This is a genomic window from Mariprofundus erugo (assembly GCF_005818865.1).
Lineage (GTDB): Bacteria > Pseudomonadota > Zetaproteobacteria > Mariprofundales > Mariprofundaceae > Mariprofundus > Mariprofundus erugo.
On sequence record NZ_VBRY01000001.1, the window covers coordinates 394,040 to 412,590 of the forward strand.

The 18,551-nt window shown below is 55.3% G+C and carries 19 protein-coding genes and 1 pseudogene; 12 read left to right on the top strand and 8 right to left on the bottom strand.

What is annotated here, in order from left to right; translation table 11 throughout:
- The first annotated feature begins 26 nt into the window (after positions 1-26).
- The 3 genes from FEF65_RS01795 to FEF65_RS01805 all read left to right on the top strand — a co-directional run bounded on the left by FEF65_RS01795 (position 27) and on the right by FEF65_RS01805 (position 3,727).
- Positions 27-1,322, top strand: a complete 1,296-nt coding sequence (locus tag FEF65_RS01795) for an anthranilate synthase component I family protein (protein WP_138238051.1) — start codon at positions 27-29, stop codon at positions 1,320-1,322.
- A 442-nt stretch (positions 1,323-1,764) separates the two neighbouring features.
- Complete coding sequence (locus tag FEF65_RS01800; protein ID WP_161595155.1) at positions 1,765-2,130, top strand: hypothetical protein; 366 nt, start codon at positions 1,765-1,767, stop codon at positions 2,128-2,130.
- A 199-nt stretch (positions 2,131-2,329) separates the two neighbouring features.
- Positions 2,330-3,727 (top strand): YihY/virulence factor BrkB family protein, encoded by a 1,398-nt coding sequence (locus FEF65_RS01805; RefSeq protein WP_138238053.1) that lies wholly within the window; start codon positions 2,330-2,332, stop codon positions 3,725-3,727.
- A gap of 40 nt (positions 3,728-3,767) precedes the next feature.
- Here FEF65_RS01805 and FEF65_RS13340 read toward each other — a convergent pair whose 3' ends face one another.
- The 8 genes from FEF65_RS13340 to FEF65_RS01840 form a co-directional block, all read right to left on the bottom strand.
- On the bottom strand, positions 3,768-3,905 hold the full coding sequence (locus FEF65_RS13340) for a hypothetical protein (RefSeq protein ID WP_161595156.1): 138 nt from the start codon (positions 3,903-3,905) through the stop codon (positions 3,768-3,770).
- Between the two features lie 125 nt (positions 3,906-4,030).
- A complete protein-coding gene (dnaB, locus tag FEF65_RS01810) occupies positions 4,031-5,413 on the bottom strand; it encodes a replicative DNA helicase (RefSeq protein ID WP_138238054.1) in 1,383 nt (460 codons plus the stop codon).
- Positions 5,410-5,859: a 50S ribosomal protein L9 gene (rplI, locus tag FEF65_RS01815; protein ID WP_138238055.1), complete on the bottom strand. Its 450-nt coding sequence runs from the start codon at positions 5,857-5,859 to the stop codon at positions 5,410-5,412. Before rplI ends, dnaB begins: the two co-directional genes overlap by 4 nt.
- A gap of 1 nt (position 5,860) precedes the next feature.
- Entirely contained in the window at positions 5,861-6,856 is a 996-nt protein-coding gene (locus FEF65_RS01820; protein ID WP_138238056.1) for a DUF2232 domain-containing protein, read from the bottom strand.
- Positions 6,857-6,877: 21 nt separating this feature from the next.
- Positions 6,878-7,258: a 30S ribosomal protein S18 gene (gene rpsR / locus FEF65_RS13775; protein ID WP_138238057.1), complete on the bottom strand. Its 381-nt coding sequence runs from the start codon at positions 7,256-7,258 to the stop codon at positions 6,878-6,880.
- A gap of 9 nt (positions 7,259-7,267) precedes the next feature.
- On the bottom strand, positions 7,268-7,633 hold the full coding sequence (locus FEF65_RS01830; RefSeq protein WP_138238058.1) for a hypothetical protein: 366 nt from the start codon (positions 7,631-7,633) through the stop codon (positions 7,268-7,270).
- On the bottom strand, positions 7,608-8,009 hold the full coding sequence (gene rpsF / locus FEF65_RS01835) for a 30S ribosomal protein S6 (RefSeq protein ID WP_138238059.1): 402 nt from the start codon (positions 8,007-8,009) through the stop codon (positions 7,608-7,610). The genes FEF65_RS01830 and rpsF overlap by 26 nt, the downstream gene beginning before the upstream one ends.
- A 210-nt stretch (positions 8,010-8,219) precedes the next feature.
- A complete protein-coding gene (locus tag FEF65_RS01840) occupies positions 8,220-8,612 on the bottom strand; it encodes a hypothetical protein (RefSeq protein ID WP_138238060.1) in 393 nt (130 codons plus the stop codon).
- A 204-nt stretch (positions 8,613-8,816) separates the two neighbouring features.
- On the opposite strand from FEF65_RS01840, the gene FEF65_RS01845 reads away from it, so the two are divergent.
- The 9 genes and pseudogenes from FEF65_RS01845 to FEF65_RS01885 form a co-directional block, all read left to right on the top strand.
- The gene (locus FEF65_RS01845) at positions 8,817-9,098 is read left to right on the top strand and encodes a hypothetical protein (RefSeq protein WP_138238061.1); all 282 of its coding nucleotides are present in this window, start codon (positions 8,817-8,819) and stop codon (positions 9,096-9,098) included.
- Entirely contained in the window at positions 9,095-9,970 is an 876-nt protein-coding gene (locus FEF65_RS01850) for an NAD(+)/NADH kinase (protein ID WP_138238062.1), read from the top strand. Before FEF65_RS01845 ends, FEF65_RS01850 begins: the two co-directional genes overlap by 4 nt.
- 14 nt (positions 9,971-9,984) lie before the next feature.
- Positions 9,985-11,670 (top strand): DNA repair protein RecN, encoded by a 1,686-nt coding sequence (locus tag FEF65_RS01855; protein WP_138238063.1) that lies wholly within the window; start codon positions 9,985-9,987, stop codon positions 11,668-11,670.
- 52 nt (positions 11,671-11,722) lie between these two features.
- On the top strand, positions 11,723-12,244 hold the full coding sequence (locus tag FEF65_RS01860; RefSeq protein WP_138238064.1) for an N-acetyltransferase: 522 nt from the start codon (positions 11,723-11,725) through the stop codon (positions 12,242-12,244).
- A 209-nt stretch (positions 12,245-12,453) separates the two neighbouring features.
- Positions 12,454-15,117 carry an aminopeptidase N gene (pepN, locus tag FEF65_RS01865; RefSeq protein WP_138238065.1) on the top strand — a complete coding sequence of 888 codons (2,664 nt, stop codon included), beginning with the start codon at positions 12,454-12,456 and terminating at the stop codon, positions 15,115-15,117.
- Between the two features lie 12 nt (positions 15,118-15,129).
- Positions 15,130-15,333 (top strand): hypothetical protein, encoded by a 204-nt coding sequence (locus tag FEF65_RS01870; RefSeq protein WP_138238066.1) that lies wholly within the window; start codon positions 15,130-15,132, stop codon positions 15,331-15,333.
- A gap of 35 nt (positions 15,334-15,368) precedes the next feature.
- Positions 15,369-15,557 carry a hypothetical protein gene (locus tag FEF65_RS01875; protein ID WP_138238067.1) on the top strand — a complete coding sequence of 63 codons (189 nt, stop codon included), beginning with the start codon at positions 15,369-15,371 and terminating at the stop codon, positions 15,555-15,557.
- Between the two features lie 176 nt (positions 15,558-15,733).
- Entirely contained in the window at positions 15,734-17,875 is a 2,142-nt protein-coding gene (locus FEF65_RS01880; protein WP_138238068.1) for a tetratricopeptide repeat protein, read from the top strand.
- 522 nt (positions 17,876-18,397) lie between these two features.
- Positions 18,398-18,551: pseudogene (locus FEF65_RS01885) on the top strand (IS5/IS1182 family transposase); the annotation flags it as partial.

Sequence of the window (18,551 nt, forward strand, 5' to 3'; positions counted from 1 at the left end):
TTCAAAACGCGTAATAGTGAGGCGACGTGCATATCCGCGTCATATCAAACCAGGGCCGTAAGTTAACCGCTTACGGCCTTTTTTCTTCTTTTCCGGATCAATTCTCCGCGATTCTTGAGCACCCGTCCGGGGCCGGGCGACAGTTTCTTGTGTCCGCGCATGGCCATTCGGCAGCGCTGGATGAGCATGCCAATGATGAGCAGTCAGCACTCTTTTTTCAGCACTGGAAGCTGGCGTTACAGGCAGAGCGGCTTGATTCACCGGCCATTCGCTGTCTTTTTTATGCGGCCTATGAGGCGGCGTCGCTTATTGAGTCGCTTCCGGCTGCGAAATCAGCCTTGCCAGGTCCGCTGTTGTGGACCTTTTATCCTGAGTTTTCACTCTGTTTTGATGATGACGTCATTCATCTGGCCGCCTGTGATGAGGCCGTATTGCAAGCCGTACTGGCGCTATTGGATCAGGTGGAGCAGAAGTCTCCTGCCCTGACTCCAGTTTATCGGGCGGATGATACGGTCACCGGTGCAGATACATACAAACAGGCTGTGGAGCGGGTGAAGGCATATATCGGAGCCGGTGATATCTTCCAGGCCAATATCGCCCGTTTCTGGTCGATGCCCTTTGATGATCATGCGCTATTGTCACTTTATCACCAGCTGCGCCAGGTTAACCCGGCTCCTTTTGCCTCGTTTGTCCGCATGGATGGATTAACCCTGATATCGGCATCACCGGAGCGGCTCTTCCGCATGTATGCCGATGGTGAGGTGGATACAAGGCCGATAGCCGGTACCAGAAGGCGGGCAGAGGGGGAGATGGATGATTCGCTCCGGGCCGAGCTGCTGCTTTCGGAGAAGGAACGGGCCGAGCACATTATGCTGGTCGATCTGGAGCGCAATGATCTGGGCCGGGTTTGCCGGGCCGGTACGGTAGAAGTGAATGAGCGTATGGTGGTCGAGCAATATGCCACCGTTCAGCATATCGTTTCAAATGTGCGTGGCCGATTGCAGGAAGGCTGTGATGTGGTTGATCTATTCAGGGCCATGTTTCCGGGTGGAACGATCACCGGCTGTCCGAAGGTGCGCTGCATGGAGATTATTCATGAGCTTGAGGGTCATGCCCGTGGTCCCTACACCGGTGGTGTGGGCTATGTGGCATGGGATGGCTCGGCTGATATGAATATTCTGATTCGTACATTCTGGCATCATCAGGGTGCTCTTTGCTGGGCTGCCGGCGCCGGGATTGTGGCTGACTCGGATCCCGAGCATGAACTGGTTGAAACAGAGCATAAGGTGGAGGGGCTGCTGAGGGCTTTTTCCGCGCGATAATCCGGGGAGATGCTGATTGATTGCCCTCTTGGCAAAATCAGTTCGCAAAGACAAAAGCGTGACAAAGAGGCAGGAAGCCGATTGAACGGCCAAAGGCTGCCCGCAGGGCGAGGGCATGATGCCCGAGTCATTTTTCCTTTGCTTACAAATCAAACACTTACATGTCTGATTTGATACGCTGTATCCTGCAGCTCACCGGGCGGCGGCAAAGCCGTCCAATCCGGCTATGCTACCGGATGATGGCGTCCGTCGATGGCCGCGCGGAAGCACTGACACATCAGCGCTGGCGTGATCTGTGATGGACATCATTCGTCGGCGTGACGGGGCACGTCATATTGTCGCTGTGGCCGGATCCGGATCGATATCAGTGCGTAGAGCCGGCCGATGCTCTATTGGCAGGATGTTCCGCCATGGAAGGGGGGGAGTGAAAATCATACGATCAATGTTATTACTATGTTTGTTATGTTCCATCGGGACGTTTTCCGCTGTGGCGGAAAATGTAAGCGATGATGCCGGGGGGGTGCAGCCGGGGGGCAGTGAAGAGCCAACGGCTTATCTCTGTACGATGGCTGAGCATGAGAGAATTGTCGAGGTTGTCTATCTGAATGCGGGCCAGCTGGTGCCATGCGAAGTGCAATATCAGAAAGACGGGCAGACTGAGGTGCTGTGGCGGGCGAATAACAAACAGGGCTATTGTGAACGGAAAGCCCGCTGGTTTCTGAAAAAACTACATCGGCTTGGCTGGACATGCACGCCGCTCAAGCTGTTAACATGGCGTGATCAGCCCGGTACGGATGAGCTTTCCTGAGCTCTGATAAGCGGGCCTCCCGCGGTTGCTCGTAAGTGCCGGTCACTGGCGCGGATTGCCGCTTGATGATGCATGCGGTCTGTGCTTCTGCTACATTGAGGGAGGTGCAGATCTGCTGCTCTCATGCCGGCCATGATGGTCTCACTCTACCCGGCAGCAAGCATGACCCGCTTTACTGATTGTTTCCTGCGAGGGGCTTATGAATGAGCTGATGATGAAAGTGAATGCTGCGTTTCAGCATATGCTCTGGCCGCAGGAGATGGAATCCCGTCCCGGCTGGAAGCTGGTGCTGACGCGGATGTTGCAGGTCTCCTTTGCGATTGTACGCGATTTTCTCGAGGGTCAACTGACGTTGCGGGCCATGAGTCTGGTTTATACGACGCTGCTCTCGCTGGTGCCGCTGCTGGCACTGACGTTTTCTGTACTCAAGGGTTTCGGTGTCCAGAATCAGCTGGAGCCATTGCTGGTGAATACCCTGTCAGCGCTGGGCGACAAGGGGGAGGATGTCGCCCGCCAGATCGTCAGCTTTGTCGATAATATCAAGGTGGGCGTACTCGGTTCACTGGGGCTTGGCATGTTGATCTATACGGTGATCTCACTGCTGCACAAGATCGAGGTATCCTTTAATTATATCTGGCATGTGGCAGAGGCAAGGCCGATCGGTCAGCGTTTCAGTGAGTATCTGAGTGTGATTCTGGTCGGGCCGCTGCTGGTGTTCTCGGCTCTTGGTATGACGGCATCCCTGATGAGCTCCACGGTGGTGCAGGCTCTCTCCGATACACCACTGCTTGGTATGATTGTTCACTCTATCGGTAAGCTGATTCCCTACGCGCTGGTGACGATCGCCTTTACCTTTATCTATATCTTTATGCCGAATACACGTGTACGGATTGGTCCGGCACTGATTGGCGGGCTTGTCGCCGGTATATCATGGGAGACGGCTGGCTGGGCATTCGGCGCATTCGTTGTGAATTCAGGCAACTACACGGCAATCTATTCCGGCTTTGCCATTCTGATCATGTTTATGATCTGGTTGTTTGTCAGCTGGCTGATTTTGCTGCTGGGTACAAGTATCGCCTTCTATTGTCAGCATCCGGAGCATTTGCTGCTGCGCCCTGAACAGGCGCTGTTAAGTGCGGGGATGCAGGAGAAACTTTCGCTGTTGGCGATGACCTTTATCGGGCGTCACTACTATCAGCATTGCGAGTGGCAGATGGATGCGCTGGCCCGCTGGCTGGGGGTGCCGGTGAATATGGCTGAAAAGATTGTTGATAAGCTGCATGCCGCCGGCTTTATCATGCAAACAAGGGATGAGCCTGCACCATTTGTGCCGTCGCGGGATATGGAGACGATGCATATCGCACAGCTGATTGAGGTGCTCCATCAGGGCAGTCAATCTGCAGCGTGGCCGCTGCCCCGGGTCGAGCATCTTGAGCAGTTGATGCTGGCGCGCGATGAAGCAGTGAAGCGGGTGATGGGCGAGATGACACTGAAACAGTTGATTGTGGCCGGGATGAGCGATGAGTCAGGGCAGCGGGAGGCTGCTGGTGATGAAATGAGCGGCGGGGAACGGTTGTCAGGAGAAAAGCACATTTAAACGGCCATAAAAAAAGGGAGCTTAAAGCTCCCTTTTTTTATTATTTGTGCGGAATGAGAAAGCATCCGTCACGTTTCATTTCAGGAATCAGGAACTGGCCCTGATCGCTGTTATTCTGCCGTGGTGTTGATTCTGCCTGCTCGTTCTGTTTGCTGTAATCGATGCCTGCTGCGTTCAAGAGATTCCCCTTCCCATTGAAATTTGCATTGTCTTGCGATGAAACAGTTGCTTTCTAACGGTGTTATAGAAGGGGGTCAAACAGTTTCTTAATAAAATTTAATCAATGGCTGCAGGGCGCGCCGATCAACTGTCAAAGTCATTGCCGGCATAGTTCTCAAAGCGCGTGTAGCGATTCAGGAACGCCAGTTTAACGGTGCCTGTCGGGCCATTACGTTGTTTGGCAATGATGATTTCAGCGATGCCCTCGTTTTCAGGTTTCTTGTTATACACCCAGTCACGATAGATGAACATGATGACGTCGGCATCCTGCTCAATCGCGCCGGACTCACGCAGGTCGGACATCATTGGACGTTTATCTGCACGCGCTTCAAGTGAGCGGTTCAGCTGGGAGAGCACAATCACCGGTACATTCAGCTCTTTGGCCAGACCTTTCAGTGCACGGGTGATCTCTGAAATTTCCTGCTCACGGCGCTCGGAGTCCGAACGGCCACTCATCAGCTGCAGGTAGTCGATCACAACCAGGTCCAGTCGCTTCTCCTCACGCTTGAGGCGGCGGCATTTGGAGCGCACCTCCATCACCGAAATGGAGGGGGTGTCATCGACAAAAATGGCCGAATCAGCCAGCGCACCACTGGCACCGGCAAGTCGGCTCCAGTCACTGGAGGTGAAGCTGCCTGTACGCAACAGCTGCATGTCGACGCGTGCCTCCACAGCAAGCATACGCATGGCAATTTGCTGAGCTGACATTTCCAGGGAGAAAATAGCTACCACGCCCGTATCATCCGATCGAATCGAGGCGTTCTGCGCCAGGTTCATGGAGAATGCGGTTTTACCCATACTGGGACGTCCAGCCACCACAATCAGGTCGCCGCGCTGCATGCCCGAGAGCATTTTATCAAGGTCATCAAAGCCGGAGGGAACACCGGTGACAGCTTTCTTCTCGGCGTAACGGGCTTCCAGCTCCTTATAGCTGGCCACCATCAGGTCATTCATTTTGTTGAAGGCGGGGCGGGAGCGGTTGAATGTTTCCGCAACAGCAAGAATATCTTTTTCGGCGCGGTCGAGATGCTCGTTTACATCGCGTCCGGCTTCCTCATATACCTCGCGGCTGACTTTGCTGCAGACAGAAAGAAGATCACGCAGTACCGACCGTTCGCGGACGATATCAGCGTAGTGACGTACATTGGCAGAGGTGGGGACCGTACTGATCAGTTCAACCAGATAGCTTTCACCGCCACATGAAGCAAGCTCATCGCGCCGTTCAAGGTAATCCTTGACGGTCAGAGCATCAATCGGCTGACCTTTGGATGAAAGGTCAAGGACGGCATGAAAAATCCGACTGTTGGCCTCAGCATAAAAATGCTCGGGTCTTAACGAGCCCTCCAGTCGTTCAAGGGCCTCAGGGTCAAGCATAATCCCCCCGAGCACCGCCAGTTCCGCATCACGGGCGTGTGGCGGAATGCGCTCTCTGAGCGTGTCGGTGCGCGGGGGGACTTGTTGGCTCAATGCTGCTCAGACTTAACCTGAATAGCGACCTCAGCGGTCACATCCGGATGCAGGCGAACACGGAATGAGTGCTCACCAACCTCTTTGATCGGCTGATCCAGCAGAATGTTGCGGCGCTCAACAGCAAAGCCGTTGTCACTCAGCAGAGCAGCGATTTCAGTGCTGCCTACAGAGCCGTACAGGTGCTTGCTGTCGGAGGTGGCACGTACCACTTCCAGGCTCAGACCTTCGAGCTTGCCAGCTTCGACCTTTGCCAGAGCAAGGGCTTCCTGCTGTTTCTGCTCAAGTACTGCGCGGCGACGCTCGAATACACGACGGTTGCCTTCAGTTGCCTGAGTTGCTTTGCCTTTAGGAACCAGATAGTTGCGGCCATAGCCAGGGCGAACAGTGACTTCATCACCGACATTTCCCAGACCTTCTACGCGTTCCAGTAGAATCAATTGCATTTTATCCTCCAGAAGCCGGAATCTTCCGGCGATAATCAAACCAAATATCCATCAAGCCGATAATCACGAACGGGACGATCATGAACGACCATAAAAATAACATCAAATACATCATTGAAATCGACAGCAGCATGCCTTTGGCTTTCAGCCAGCAATGCCCGACCGCGATTCCCTGGGCGGCGAGTAGTCCACCGACCATTATTGCAGCATTGATACCAATATACTGCATATCCCCTGATGCCAGGTTGGCCAGCACCAGCATTAGCAGAAACAGGTAAGCTACCGGTTTGCCAAAGCTGAGCTCCAGCGTATTGCTGTCGTCCCCCTGATAGAAGTTGTATCGACGGGCAAAGTTTCTTGCCAGTACAATATTTCCCCACCAGGCAAACCACAGGCTTAAGCCAACAAGCCCGGGCAGGATGGAAACCATCATCTGCTGGGTTTGCGACACCACCTGTGCAGCATCGGGCTCTCCTGCCGGCACCTGTCTTTGCGCTTCGTCAAAGATCGGGGCCATCAGTTGGGTGACAAACTCACGTACACCGCTGTCGTGCGTGATCGCACCAACAGTGACTGCGATCAGTACCGCCAGCCCAAGACCCGTTGCCAGTATTCTCGCACTGGACTGGATGCCACGTTCTTTTGTCAGGCTTGCCGCCGCCAGCAGCGGCAGCAAGCCATAAACCGTTAACGTCACAAAACCGGTCAGCAACGAGAAGCCGGACAGCAGTGTTGCTCCAATTGCTGTCAATGCGACCACGTGGCCTGCAAACATGACACCACCACCGATGGTGATCACAGCAACCAGGGCCGGGGTCAGCACATGCAGCGACAGACCAATCAGGGTGGATACCATGATCAGGAATGTCGGAGCACCCTGCATCAGCTCCGGCAGCCAGATGGCTGATGACAACATCACCAGTAGCAGCGCTGCACAGGGCAGACGCCGGGTCAGTAGCAGAGATGCCACTGCTGGTAATGGCGTTGGCTCCTGCATCAGATCACCAGTGATATGTGATCAGTCGTGGTGAAGCGGGGTGAATGCCAGCAGTGCAATCACACGGGCACGCTTGACTGCGGTGGTGATGCTGCGCTGATGTGCAGAGCAGGTACCGGTGACGCGTGATGGCAGAATCTTGTAACGCTCGGTAATAAAGCTGCGCAGCATGTCAGGATCTTTATGATCGATCTTCAGGCTCTTGTCTGCACAGAACTTGCAGAACTTGCGACGACGCTGAAAACGGCCGCCGGCTCCTGCGCCGCCCTGTGGACGGTCACCCTGCGGACGGTCACCCTGTGGACGACGCGGACGGTCACCCTGCGGACGGTCACCCTGCGGGCGAGGACCCTGTGGGCGTGCGCCCTGCGGGCGGGTTGTTGCTTTTACTTCTTCACTCATGATATCTCCTCAATCTCTAGTCCGGTGGGATTCGCCGGCTGATTCAACAGCCCTGCAAAGATCCACCCAAATTTCCATCTGGCCCCAGCAAGGTTGTCCATCCCTGCTGTAAAAGCGCCTGCGCAGGCACCCCTCTATCACGACCTGTTGCCCCTCGAGCGAGGCAATGTGATTTACGATGTCGCCACTTGCACGAAGTGGCAGGGGTTGTTCATCCTGAACGCCTGCCCGAACCGGTCCGAGTCTTGGTCTTTCTGTTACCAGCTCTGCAATGAGTGCGAGACTACCATCGGGTGTCCAGCGTTTGCGCAGCTGTTGCAGTCGACCGCTGACGCGGGCGCGGTTGAAATCAGGCGGCTGCTTCGGCTCCATCATTGTCCGCAGCGGTCTCTTCACCTGCTGCAGCTGCAGCAGCTTCAGGTTCTGCAGGCTTCTTGCGGCGTGCCAGCGGAGATGGCTCGTCGGAAAGCTCGTTCAGTTTGGTGGTCAGAGTACGGATAATGCGCTCTTCCAGGCTGATTGCATGCTCAAGTGTTTTGATGGCTTCCGGTTCACCGTCGGTGACCAGCAGGATGTAGTTGCCGCGTTTGCGGTTGGCAATGGAGTATGCCAGCGGGCGGGAACCCCAGTTTTCGCGTTTTACAATGCGACCACCGGATTTTTCCACCTTGCCGATCAACTCGTCGATCATGGCTTCGGTGTTTTCCTGAGAGATGTCAGGGTTAACGATAAAAATTGTCTCGTAATACAAACGGCGCTCCTCTTGGTGTACCAGTGTACGCCCCGGCACCCATGTGCGCGTCCGGAGCAAGGTTATGTTACTGCACAGTATGCAGTGGCGCGGCATGGTAGTGATGAGTGGCCACTGGTGCAAGTATTGTGTCGAAGTGTGTCAATAAATAAATGGGCTGTGGCAGCCCGGCGGGGCGATTGGGCCGGAAGTACAGCAATGGTTGGCTGTTTATGAGGGCTGCGATAAAAACAGGTGATACTGCTCCAGCAATGAGGTGCGCTCCTGCTCATTGATGACGCCCATGTCGACAAGAATTTCTCCCAGCTTTTTGCGCCGGTCCATCTGGATGCCCAACAGTAGCTCCCTGTCCTTGTCGGTAATCAGACCGGCCTCAACAGCCAGCTCACCAAAGTAGCACCTGGAGCCGTGAGCGCTTCGATCCGCCTGCATGGCCAGCACCTGAACAATGCCTTTCATGCGCATCAGGCCTGTTTCCAGTGCAAGCTTGCCGAAAGGAATCTGCTGCTGTCTCTGGATCTCGAGGGCCTCATCAATCAGCTGTTCGTCGAAATGATGGATGTGAACGAGGTAAACACCGAAGAGGCTGATCTGTTCTGTCATGATTACTTTTGCATTCCCCTTCATCTCAAGTTGAGGTTGTGTGGCAAGGTTGCTGTGCACCACCCTAGCTGTTGTACGCCGGGCTGACACGATCTTTTTTAACCACTATATGCCTGCTGTTGGCATCCCTTCGGGAATTCGTTCATCATTGGCCGATGCATGCGGGTATTGGCCTGTTGCAATCACGAATGTCGGGGTGGTGATATGAATGGCGGGAAGACAAATGCGTGGCGTCCGGGTAAGCGTGATGCCGTATTCCTGGCGATTGTTGCCGCTGTCATTCTGTTGCTGGTGTATGGCACCAGTGAACGCACCACCAAAGCCGTGCCGGATGATGAGACGCACCGGACGGTGACTTCGCGCGATCAATGTATGAGTTGCCACGGGGCTGAAGGCGTTCGTCCGCAGCCGGCCGGTCATATTCAGGGCGGGCAGTGCTTTCAGTGTCATACTCAGCCCAGGGGCTGGACGGGAGGAAAGCCTTGAACCGGATCGGGATTACCGTCAAGCCGCATGACAAGCGCGCCTGTCAGTTGATGTGCGACCTGCACCGCTGGCTGACCGAGCGGCAATGCACCGTCTACATCGATGAACATCTGGAACACTGTATCGGCTGTGCTGTCGTTGGTGAGTGGGTGCCGCTCAGGCAGATGTCTGATCAGGTCGAGCTGTTGATTGTACTGGGAGGGGATGGCACGCTGTTGCACGCCGCCCGTCATTTTATCGGATCGAATACGCCGATTCTCGGTATTAATCTCGGGCGTCTGGGATTTCTTACCGATACGCCGATTGGCAGTATGTTCGAGGTGGTGGAAGAGATTCTCGCCGGCCACCTTAAAACCAAACACTATTTTTCACTGCATGCAGAGGTCTGGCGCGGGGAGCAGCTGCTGGCTGAAGGGCCGGCCATGAACGATGTGGTGCTGGAGCGCAGTGCTCACCCGCGCATGATCGGGTTCGAGATGGCGGTGGGCGATCAGTTTGTCTTTCGTATGCGCGGGGATGGTCTGATTCTGGCCACGCCGGCAGGCTCGACTGCTTATGCTCTCTCGGCAGGCGGACCGATTGTGCATCCGCAAATTCAGGCGATCAGTGTGGTTCCTGTGTGTCCGCATACCCTGTCAAACCGGCCGATTCTTGTGCCGGCCGATGATGTGATCCAGCTGCGTCTGGTCGAGTCTCCGCTTGAGGCATCGGTAAATCTTGATGGTGTGGAACTGATGAAGTTGCAGGAAGGAGACCGGCTGGTGATTCGGAAGGGGGAGAGTATTTCCCTGGTTTATCTGCCGGACCGCCACTATTTCGAGGTCCTCCGGAGCAAGTTGCACTGGGCCGGCCAGCTCGAAACCCGTCAGTAACCGTCCATCCAATCATGCTAGTTTCACTAACGATTAAACAGTTCGCCCTGATTGAGCACGTGCATCTGGAACTGGATGGCGGTATGACGGTGTTTACCGGTGAAACGGGTGCCGGCAAGTCGATGCTCATTGATGCGCTGGGTGCCGCATTCGGTGCACGTGCCAGTTCCGACTGGGTTCGTCATGGTGCCGAGCGGGCGGAGGTGACGGCGATCTGGTTGCACCAGCGTGAATCCTCATCCGATATGCACATCGCGGCACTGCTGCAATCCCAGGATATTGATATTGAGGATGAGCTCGTTCTGCGACGCATTATCAGTCGGGACGGGCGCTCGCGTGCCTATATCAATGGCGTGGCGGTGACGACGAAGCTGCTGCAACAGCTGGGGCAGATCTGTCTGGATTTGCACGGACAACATGAGCACCAGGCATTGCTGCAGCCTGAATTTCAGCGCGCATTGCTGGATGCCCGAGTGGATGCCCGCCTGCTTGCCGATGTCAGGGCTGCTTACGCTGTCTGGCGTCAGGCCAGTGACACATTGGCGCTGCTGCAAAAACGGCTGGGTGAGAGTGAGCTTCAGATTGAGTGGATGCGCGATGAAACGGCACGCTTGCAGGCGCTTGAGCTGGAAGGCGGACTTTCCGAACGGCTGCATGCCGAGGTGCAGGCCGGGCGCCACCATGCCCAGATACGCGCGGCGGCAGCTGCAGCGCTGAATATGCTGGATGATGGCGAACCAAGTGCCCGTGAACTGATTGCCAGGGCGGCGCATGAACTTGAATCGGTGCGCCACTATCATGCCGGGCTGAACAGTAGTTGTGAGCTGCTTGAGCAGATGGATGCCCTGCTGGGTGAAGCGGTACCGGAATTGGCCGATGTGCTGGACAGCTCTTTTGATGAACAGGAGCTGGAGCTGGCAGAACAGCGTCTGATGCAGTTAACGGATGCGATGCGCCGCCATGATTGCGATGAGGAGGGGCTGCTTGCCCTGATTGACAGCTGGCAGCAACGCCTTGCATCACTGGATACAGCCGATTGGGATGAGGCTGAAGCGAAGGCTGCACTGGCATCGGCGTGCTCCGCCTATATCCGGGCTGCAGGTGCATTGGGTGATGCGCGCAGAGCTGCGGCAGATGATCTCTGTTTGGTACTGCGACCGTTTCTGGATCGTCTTGCGCTGGCCGGAATGCAGGTGCGTTTCCGCATTGAGCATGGTGGTGATGATGCATTCAGCCTGTCGGGACTGGATCATGTCCGTATGCAGGTGATGAGTAATCCGGGTGAGCCGTGGCGTGATCTGGCTGCGGTTGCATCGGGTGGTGAGCTTTCACGTATGGTGCTGGCACTGAAGGGGTGTGGTGCGCTGGATGAAGCTCCTTACCTGGCGGTATTTGATGAGGTGGATACCGGCATTGGCGGTGAAACGGCCTGGTGCGTGGGGACGTTGCTGGCATCGATGGGGCGTGAACGTCAGGTGCTGGTGATATCACATCTGCCACAGGTGGCTGCATGTGGTGATCGTCAGGTGGTAATCAGTAAATTCGAACAGGATGGGCGGACATTAAGCTCCTTGCGCCAGCTTGATGATGCGGAACGTCGCCTGGAGATTGCCCGTATGCTGGGCGGGGCAGGAGAGGACTCACTGCCGCATGCCGACAGTATGCTGGCCAGAGGTGCCGGCGGGGCCGTGCGATCTTGAGTGAACTGAAGGCAGCGTTGCTGCCAGTGAAGAAAATGGGCGGGGGAGAGGGATGACGCATCGGATTAGTGTGCGCAATGCCGCTGTGGACGATGTTGAAGCAATCTATACATTGCTGGAACCGTTTGCTGAGAAAAATATTATTCTGGCGAGAGATCGCGACAACCTGTATCAGCATTTGCAGGAGTTTCTTGTGGCCGAGTACGATGGCGTCCTGTGCGGTGTCGTCGCCGTACATATCTATGGCGAGAACCTGGCTGAAATTCGATCACTGGTGGTCTCCCCTGAATTCCAGAAGCACGGCGTGGGTCGCCTTCTGGTTGAAGGGTGCGAGAAGTGGCTGGCTGTGCTTGGCGTGGCCCGGGTATTTGCCCTGACCTATGTCACCGGCTTTTTTGAGCGCATGGGATTTGCAGTTGTATCGAGAGAGAGTCTGCCGCAGAAGGTCTGGACCGTTTGTGTCCATTGTGCCCGCTTTGCCGATTGCGATGAAATTGCCGTTGAGAAACGGTTGAGTGATGCACCGATTCAGCCGATGCGCATCCTGCCAATTCTCGAAATTGATGAGCCGTAACAGCCCGGCGTGTATCCCTTACTTCGTTATTTGACAGGTTTGAACGGATGATGACTTCGTAAAAAGTCATCATCGCGCCGACAGACTGGCGCGCAAATCAAGCGATTGCTTTGCAATTGTTTGATTTGTAAGGAGAGTGAAAATCACACGTTTCGCTTTCCTTGGAGTAAAAAGGCCAGGGTGGACTTTTTACGAGATCATCAACGGATATGTCCGGGCATACGTGTGCCGGAGGTTCCGGCTGCCCACAGGAGGAGCGTGTTGTGAGTAAAAACAGGACAGTATATCTGAAGGACTATCAGCCACCGCAGTGGCTGGTGGATGATGTCTATCTCGACTTTGCTCTGCAGCCATCGGCCACGGAGGTGATTTCCACCATCCGTTATCGCCGCAATCCTCTGGCGGAACAGGGCGATGCGCTGCTGCTGGATGGTCACGATATGGAGCTGCTCTCCATTCGGCTTGATGGTGAGTTGCTGATGCCGGAGCGCTATCGTGTGCATGCCGGGGGGCTTGAAATTCCGGCTGTGCCCGAGCGTTTCACCCTTGAAGTCACCACACGCATTGACCCGCAGGGCAACACATCGCTGGATGGTCTGTATCGTTCCGGTGGTAATTATTGCACCCAGTGCGAGGCACAGGGTTTTCGCAAGATCACCTATTATCCCGATCGACCGGATGTAATGGCACCATTTACCGTCCGCATGACGGCCGATGCCGCGGACAACCCTGTCCTGCTCTCCAATGGCAATCCGGTGGCGAGCGGCAAGCTTGATGACGGGCGTCACTGGGCTGAATGGCAGGATCCGTTTGCCAAGCCGGCCTATCTGTTTGCACTTGTGGCCGGCAATCTGGCCTGTGTTGAGGATCATTTTGTCACCGCGTCAGGTCGCACGATTGCACTGCGCATCTACACCGAGGCGCACCATATCGACCAGTGTGATCATGCGATGGCATCGCTGAAGCGGGCCATGCGCTGGGATGAGGAGCGCTTTGGTCTCGAGTATGATCTTGATCTGTTCATGCTGGTGGCGGTGGATGATTTCAATATGGGCGCGATGGAGAATAAAGGGCTGAATATCTTCAATTCTCAGCTGGTTTTCGCAAGCCCTGAAATCGCCACCGATGATGATTATATTTCGATTGAAGCGGTCATCGGCCATGAGTATTTCCATAACTGGACCGGTAATCGCGTCACCTGTCGGGACTGGTTCCAGCTGAGCCTGAAAGAGGGGTTGACGGTTTTCCGCGACCAGTGTTTTACCTCCGATCTGCATTCGGCCGCGGTCAAGCGCATCGAGGATGTACGACTGCTGCGTGCGCTGCAGTTTGCCGAGGATGCAAGTCCCATGGCGCATCCGATTCGCCCCGCCTCCTATATGGAGATCAATAACTTTTATACGGTTACTGTCTATGAGAAGGGGGCGGAGATTGTACGTTTGTATCAGACGCTGCTGGGCATCGATGGTTTCCGGCGCGGCATGGATCTCTACTTTCAGCGTCATGACGGGCAGGCCGTTGCCACCGAGGATTTTCTGGCTGCCATGGCCGATGCCAATGATGCGGATCTGTCACAGATGCAGCGCTGGTATGATCAGGCCGGTACACCGCGACTGAGTGTGCGGATGGAGTATGACAGTGCCGCTCATCGCTGTACGCTGCATGTTTCCCAGTCCTGCCCGTCCACACCGGAGGCGGAGGTCAAACAGCCGTTTCTGATTCCGCTGGCGCTTGGCCTGCTGCGGGCGGATGGCACGCCACTGGCGTTGCAGCTGGCCGGTGAAGCGGAGGGCTGTGGCAGCAGCCGCACGTTACTGGTTACAGAGGCTGAGCAGTCATTTACCTTTGTGAATGTACCGGAGGCGCCGGTGCCGTCGTTGCTGCGCGATTTTTCCGCACCGGTGATACTCGATTATCCCTACAGGGCTGAAGATGATGCATTCCTGATGGCGTATGATGAGGATCCGTTCAATCGCTGGGCCGCAGCCCAGCGTCTGGCTATGCGTACGATGCTTGCCATGCTGGCCGGTGAAGCGGCTGATGTTGAGCTGATTGCCACTGCCTTTTCCCGCCTTTTGGCCGATCCTGATCTGGATGCGGCACTGAAGGCTGAAGCATTGATGTTACCATCGGAGAGTGAGGTCGCAGATGCCTGTGCCGTAGCTGATCCGGGACACATTCACGAAGTGCGTGAACAGTTGCGTGTGCGCATTGCAACGCTGTTGCAGGGCGAGCTGGAGTCAACCCATGCCGAACTTGCGGCTGCAAGCGGACTGGATGATCTGGCGATGCAGCAGCGCAAGCTGAAAAATGTCTGCCTCTCCTATCTGCTGACACTGAAAACGGGCCGGGTCATTGAGCTGGCCTATCGCTGTTTCCTGCAGGCCGCCTGCATGACCGATCAATATGCCGCCCTGGCGGGGCTGGCCTCATGTGATTGTGCCGAGCGGAAACTGGCTTTGTCGGCCTTTGAGGCACAGTGGCAGGGTGAAGCGAATGTGATGGGTAAATGGTTGGCGGTACAGGCGGGCTCATCACTGCCGGATACGCTGGAACAGGTGAAACAGCTGCTGGCGCATCCCGCATTTGATTTGCGCAACCCGAACAAGGTGCGCGCCCTGATTGGTACATTTGCGCTGCGTAATCCGGCGCTGTTTCATGCGATCGATGGCAGTGGTTACCGGTTTGTGGCGGATCAGGTATTGCAGCTGGATCGGATGAACCCGCAGGTAGCGGCCCGCATGGTGCGGGCACTGATGAACTGGAAGCGGCTGGAGCCTGTTCGCAGCGGCCTGATGCGTGCGCAACTGCAACGTTTGTCCGATGCCGGGTTATCTGCGGATGTCGGGGAAATCGTCAGCAAGAGCCTGTGAGGCGATCAGGGTATGGATGATGCATTGCTGTTGTGGGGGTTCCTGTTTGGTGTGATTGGTACGGGGTTTCTGGTCTATGGCAAGCGCCAGCGGGCGATTGTGCCGCTGCTTTGCGGGCTATGCCTGATGATCATTCCCTATTTTGTATCGGCTCCCATCCTGCTTGTTGCGATCGGCACGCTACTTGTGGTGTTGCCATATTTCGTCAGGATTTAAGGACGCGCTGATGTGTCAGTGCTTGCGTGCGGGCCATGAACGGCGAACTGATTTTTGCCAGGAGGGCAATAAATCAGCATCTCCTTAAGGATGATGACTTTGTAAAAAGTCATCTCGCGCCCGGTGACAGGTCTGTGCTGAAGCGCTCAGTCCATCTGCGCCCCCGTGAAGCAGACATCGTTGTTGGCATGATTGCAATTGTCATCTCTCTGTCGACAGATTGACTGACAGGATCTCTCCCCTAGATTTTGACCATCCCTGATCAGGGGTGGTTAAATCCATTCACCGCTTACCTGTGTCTGAAATCATGACACCTGTAACTCTTGCTGTGTGAATGGAGTATCCGGGTCTATGCCGATCCGGTTCTGTAACAGATACCCATCGGTAAGGAAACAAGAGCATGGCCCGAAAATCGCGTAAACAACCCTCCACGACCGGCAAGGCGCGGACTCACCCCCGCGCATCTGCCCAGGCGCACATTCAGAGCATTGTGACGAGTATGAATCATGCTCAGTGGGAGACAGCTGCAGCGCAGGCGCTTGCAATGACCCGCCTGTTTCCTTCGCATCCGTATGCATGGACGATGCTGGGCATTGTCTATGCGCAAACAGGGCGACTGCCTGAATCGCTGCCGGCGCTGCAACAGGCTGTGGCCTTAAATCCGGAAGATGCCGGTATGCATAACAATCTGGGCAATGCACAAAGGCAGCTGGGTCGCCTGGCCGAGGCAGAGGTTAGCTGTCGTAAAGCGGTTGAGCTGAGCCCCGGCTATGCCGATGCCCACAACAACCTGGCCAATGTGCTGCAGGAGCTCGGGCGCTTGCCGGAGGCAAAAGCGGCGTATCGTCAGGCTATTGCCCTGAATCCTGAATTTGCCATGGCCTATGGTAACCTTGGTCGCCTGTATCGGGCTCAGGGGGAGTTGGCGGATGCTGAAAGCTGTCTCCGTCGGGCCCTGAAACTGAATCCGGCCGATCACGAACTGAAATCGCTGTATGCGCAATGTATCTCCACCATGCGCTTTGAGCGTATCCACCCGGAGATTTATGCGCTTACGGCACAGGCGTTGGCCGAAGCATGGACCCGCCCATCGGAGTTGTCGGGACTGGCCTGTCATCTGATCACGTTGAATCCCGATATCGGTATGTTGATCCGTGCCGCCCATACCGCTGATCCGGCGGCGACGATGGCGCTGCCGCCGGATGATGCGTTGTTGCAAGCATTGCTTGTTTCGGTCCCCGTTTATGACGATGACGTCGAGCGCTGGTTGACCCGTGTGCGTCGGCAGCTGTTGCAGCATATGGCCGGTGCTGAAGAAGGGACGGCTGCCGGCCGGCTGGCCTTTCTCAGCGCGCTGGCACAGCAGTGTTTTATCAATGAGTACCTGTTTGCCTGCTCTGCCGATGAGCTGCAGATCGTCTCCCGCCTGCAGGCGGAGCTTGCTGAAGCCATTGCCGGTGGTGCAGCCATGCCGACGCCCGCGCAGCTGCTGGTTGTAGCCTGTTACATCCCGCTTGCCTCCATGGCCGGTGCAGAGGCGTTGCTGGCGCAGGCGTGGCCGGATGAGGTGCGCACGGTATGCTCGATGCAGATCGCCGAGCCTCTGCAGGAGGGGGCGTTGAAGGCCTCGATTCCGTCGATTACCTCGATTGATCATGGTGTCTCGCTGGAAGTGCAGCATCAGTATGAAGAAAACCCGTATCCGCGCTGGGTCAGGACGCCGCTGGCATTGCCACCGGTTGCACTGGATACGTATTTACAGCAGCTGTTTCCGCATATGGACATTGCACCTGTCGAGCATATACAGCAGCCGGATATTCTGGTTGCCGGCTGCGGGACAGGTCAGCATCCGATTCAGAGCGCACAGCTGATCCGGGGGGGACATGTACTGGCCATTGATCTGAGTCTGGCCAGTCTCGCATATGCCAAACGGAAGACGATCGAGGCGGGGATCGCCAATATTGAGTATGCACAGGCGGATATTCTCAAGCTGGGAAGCATGGAGCGCTCATTTGATCTGATTGAATCATGCGGTGTGCTGCATCATCTGGAGAATCCGTTTGACGGCTGGCGACAGCTTGTTGCGCTGTTGCGTCCCAATGGTTTGATGCGGCTTGCTTTCTATAGTGAAACGGCCCGCCGTCATGTGGTCAGGGCACGGGAGCTGTTAAGCAGCGAGGGGTTTGCATCCACGCCTGAAGATATCAGAAGGGCGAGGCATTATCTGAAAGAGGTGGATCGCAGCGATACGCTGGGGTGTGCGGTTCGCTCCACTGATTTTTACAGTCTCAGTGCCTGCCGGGATCTGCTGTTCCATGTGCAGGAGCATCGTATGACGCTCGATGTCATTGAGCATTTTATCAATGAGCAGGGGTTGACGTTTCTCGGCTTTGAGCTTGATCCGCCTGTAGCCCGGGCCTATCAGGCCCGTTTTCCGGAAGACAGGGCATTGATCAGTTTTGAGAACTGGAAACAGTTTGAACAGGAGAATCCTGATACATTTTTCGGGATGTATGAGTTCTGGCTGCAGAAGCGGGCGTAGGTGAATCGCGCCTGCTCACGCATCACAAACCTTGTAGTTATGGCACCGTTTTATTCTGCCCAGACATCATCATAATCGCTTGTGATTGGCTTAGCCGATGCGAATAATGGCTGCAAAGAAATGCCACTCAGAAACATGATATATTGCGAGATAATTCATCGTTCCAGTATCCGATTTGGTCGGAATAAGTCATAGCAGTTAGCGTTTCTTATGCGCAATTACTGATTAAATATGCCAGTATTGAACTTAACTGGCACCTCGGTCATTTTAACTTTTTTAATATTGGTGCCACGCTTCGGTATTGTTGTATTGGTTCAGAATCAAAGCCCCTGAATCGATTGAGACATCATAATATTGGTGCCAGGCTTCGGTATTGTTGTATTGGTTCAGAATCAAAGCCCCTGAATCCGGCACAATGTTGTCCTTTAGCTCAATTAGTATGCAGTCAAAAGTTTAAACCGTCCTCGGAGTCTGCGCGGCAGAAGCTAGTGCTGATTGTATGATTCAGGTTTAGGATGAAGCATGAGTACGAGTTATCGCCCCTACCATCCTGATCAGTCGCTGTTGTTGCCGCCATCGTTATCGGATTGGCTGCCTTCGGGTCACCTTGCCTATTTCATTAATGACACGGTTGATTCACTTGATCTGTCGGCATTTCATGCCCGTTATTCGGGCG

Coding starts and splice junctions, on each gene's coding strand:
- FEF65_RS01830 (WP_138238058.1), bottom strand. CDS start 7,633: ATGATGGAGCCGAAGCAGCCGCCTGATTTCAACCGCGCCCGCGTCAGC.
- FEF65_RS01845 (WP_138238061.1), top strand. CDS start 8,817: ATGAATGGCGGGAAGACAAATGCGTGGCGTCCGGGTAAGCGTGATGCC.
- rpsR (WP_138238057.1), bottom strand. CDS start 7,258: ATGAGTGAAGAAGTAAAAGCAACAACCCGCCCGCAGGGCGCACGCCCA.
- FEF65_RS01820 (WP_138238056.1), bottom strand. CDS start 6,856: ATGCAGGAGCCAACGCCATTACCAGCAGTGGCATCTCTGCTACTGACC.
- FEF65_RS01880 (WP_138238068.1), top strand. CDS start 15,734: ATGGCCCGAAAATCGCGTAAACAACCCTCCACGACCGGCAAGGCGCGG.
- FEF65_RS01875 (WP_138238067.1), top strand. CDS start 15,369: ATGAACGGCGAACTGATTTTTGCCAGGAGGGCAATAAATCAGCATCTC.
- FEF65_RS01855 (WP_138238063.1), top strand. CDS start 9,985: ATGCTAGTTTCACTAACGATTAAACAGTTCGCCCTGATTGAGCACGTG.
- FEF65_RS01860 (WP_138238064.1), top strand. CDS start 11,723: ATGACGCATCGGATTAGTGTGCGCAATGCCGCTGTGGACGATGTTGAA.
- FEF65_RS01840 (WP_138238060.1), bottom strand. CDS start 8,612: ATGACAGAACAGATCAGCCTCTTCGGTGTTTACCTCGTTCACATCCAT.
- rplI (WP_138238055.1), bottom strand. CDS start 5,859: ATGCAATTGATTCTACTGGAACGCGTAGAAGGTCTGGGAAATGTCGGT.
- FEF65_RS01800 (WP_161595155.1), top strand. CDS start 1,765: ATGTTATTACTATGTTTGTTATGTTCCATCGGGACGTTTTCCGCTGTG.
- FEF65_RS01805 (WP_138238053.1), top strand. CDS start 2,330: ATGAATGAGCTGATGATGAAAGTGAATGCTGCGTTTCAGCATATGCTC.
- pepN (WP_138238065.1), top strand. CDS start 12,454: ATGTCCGGGCATACGTGTGCCGGAGGTTCCGGCTGCCCACAGGAGGAG.
- FEF65_RS01870 (WP_138238066.1), top strand. CDS start 15,130: ATGGATGATGCATTGCTGTTGTGGGGGTTCCTGTTTGGTGTGATTGGT.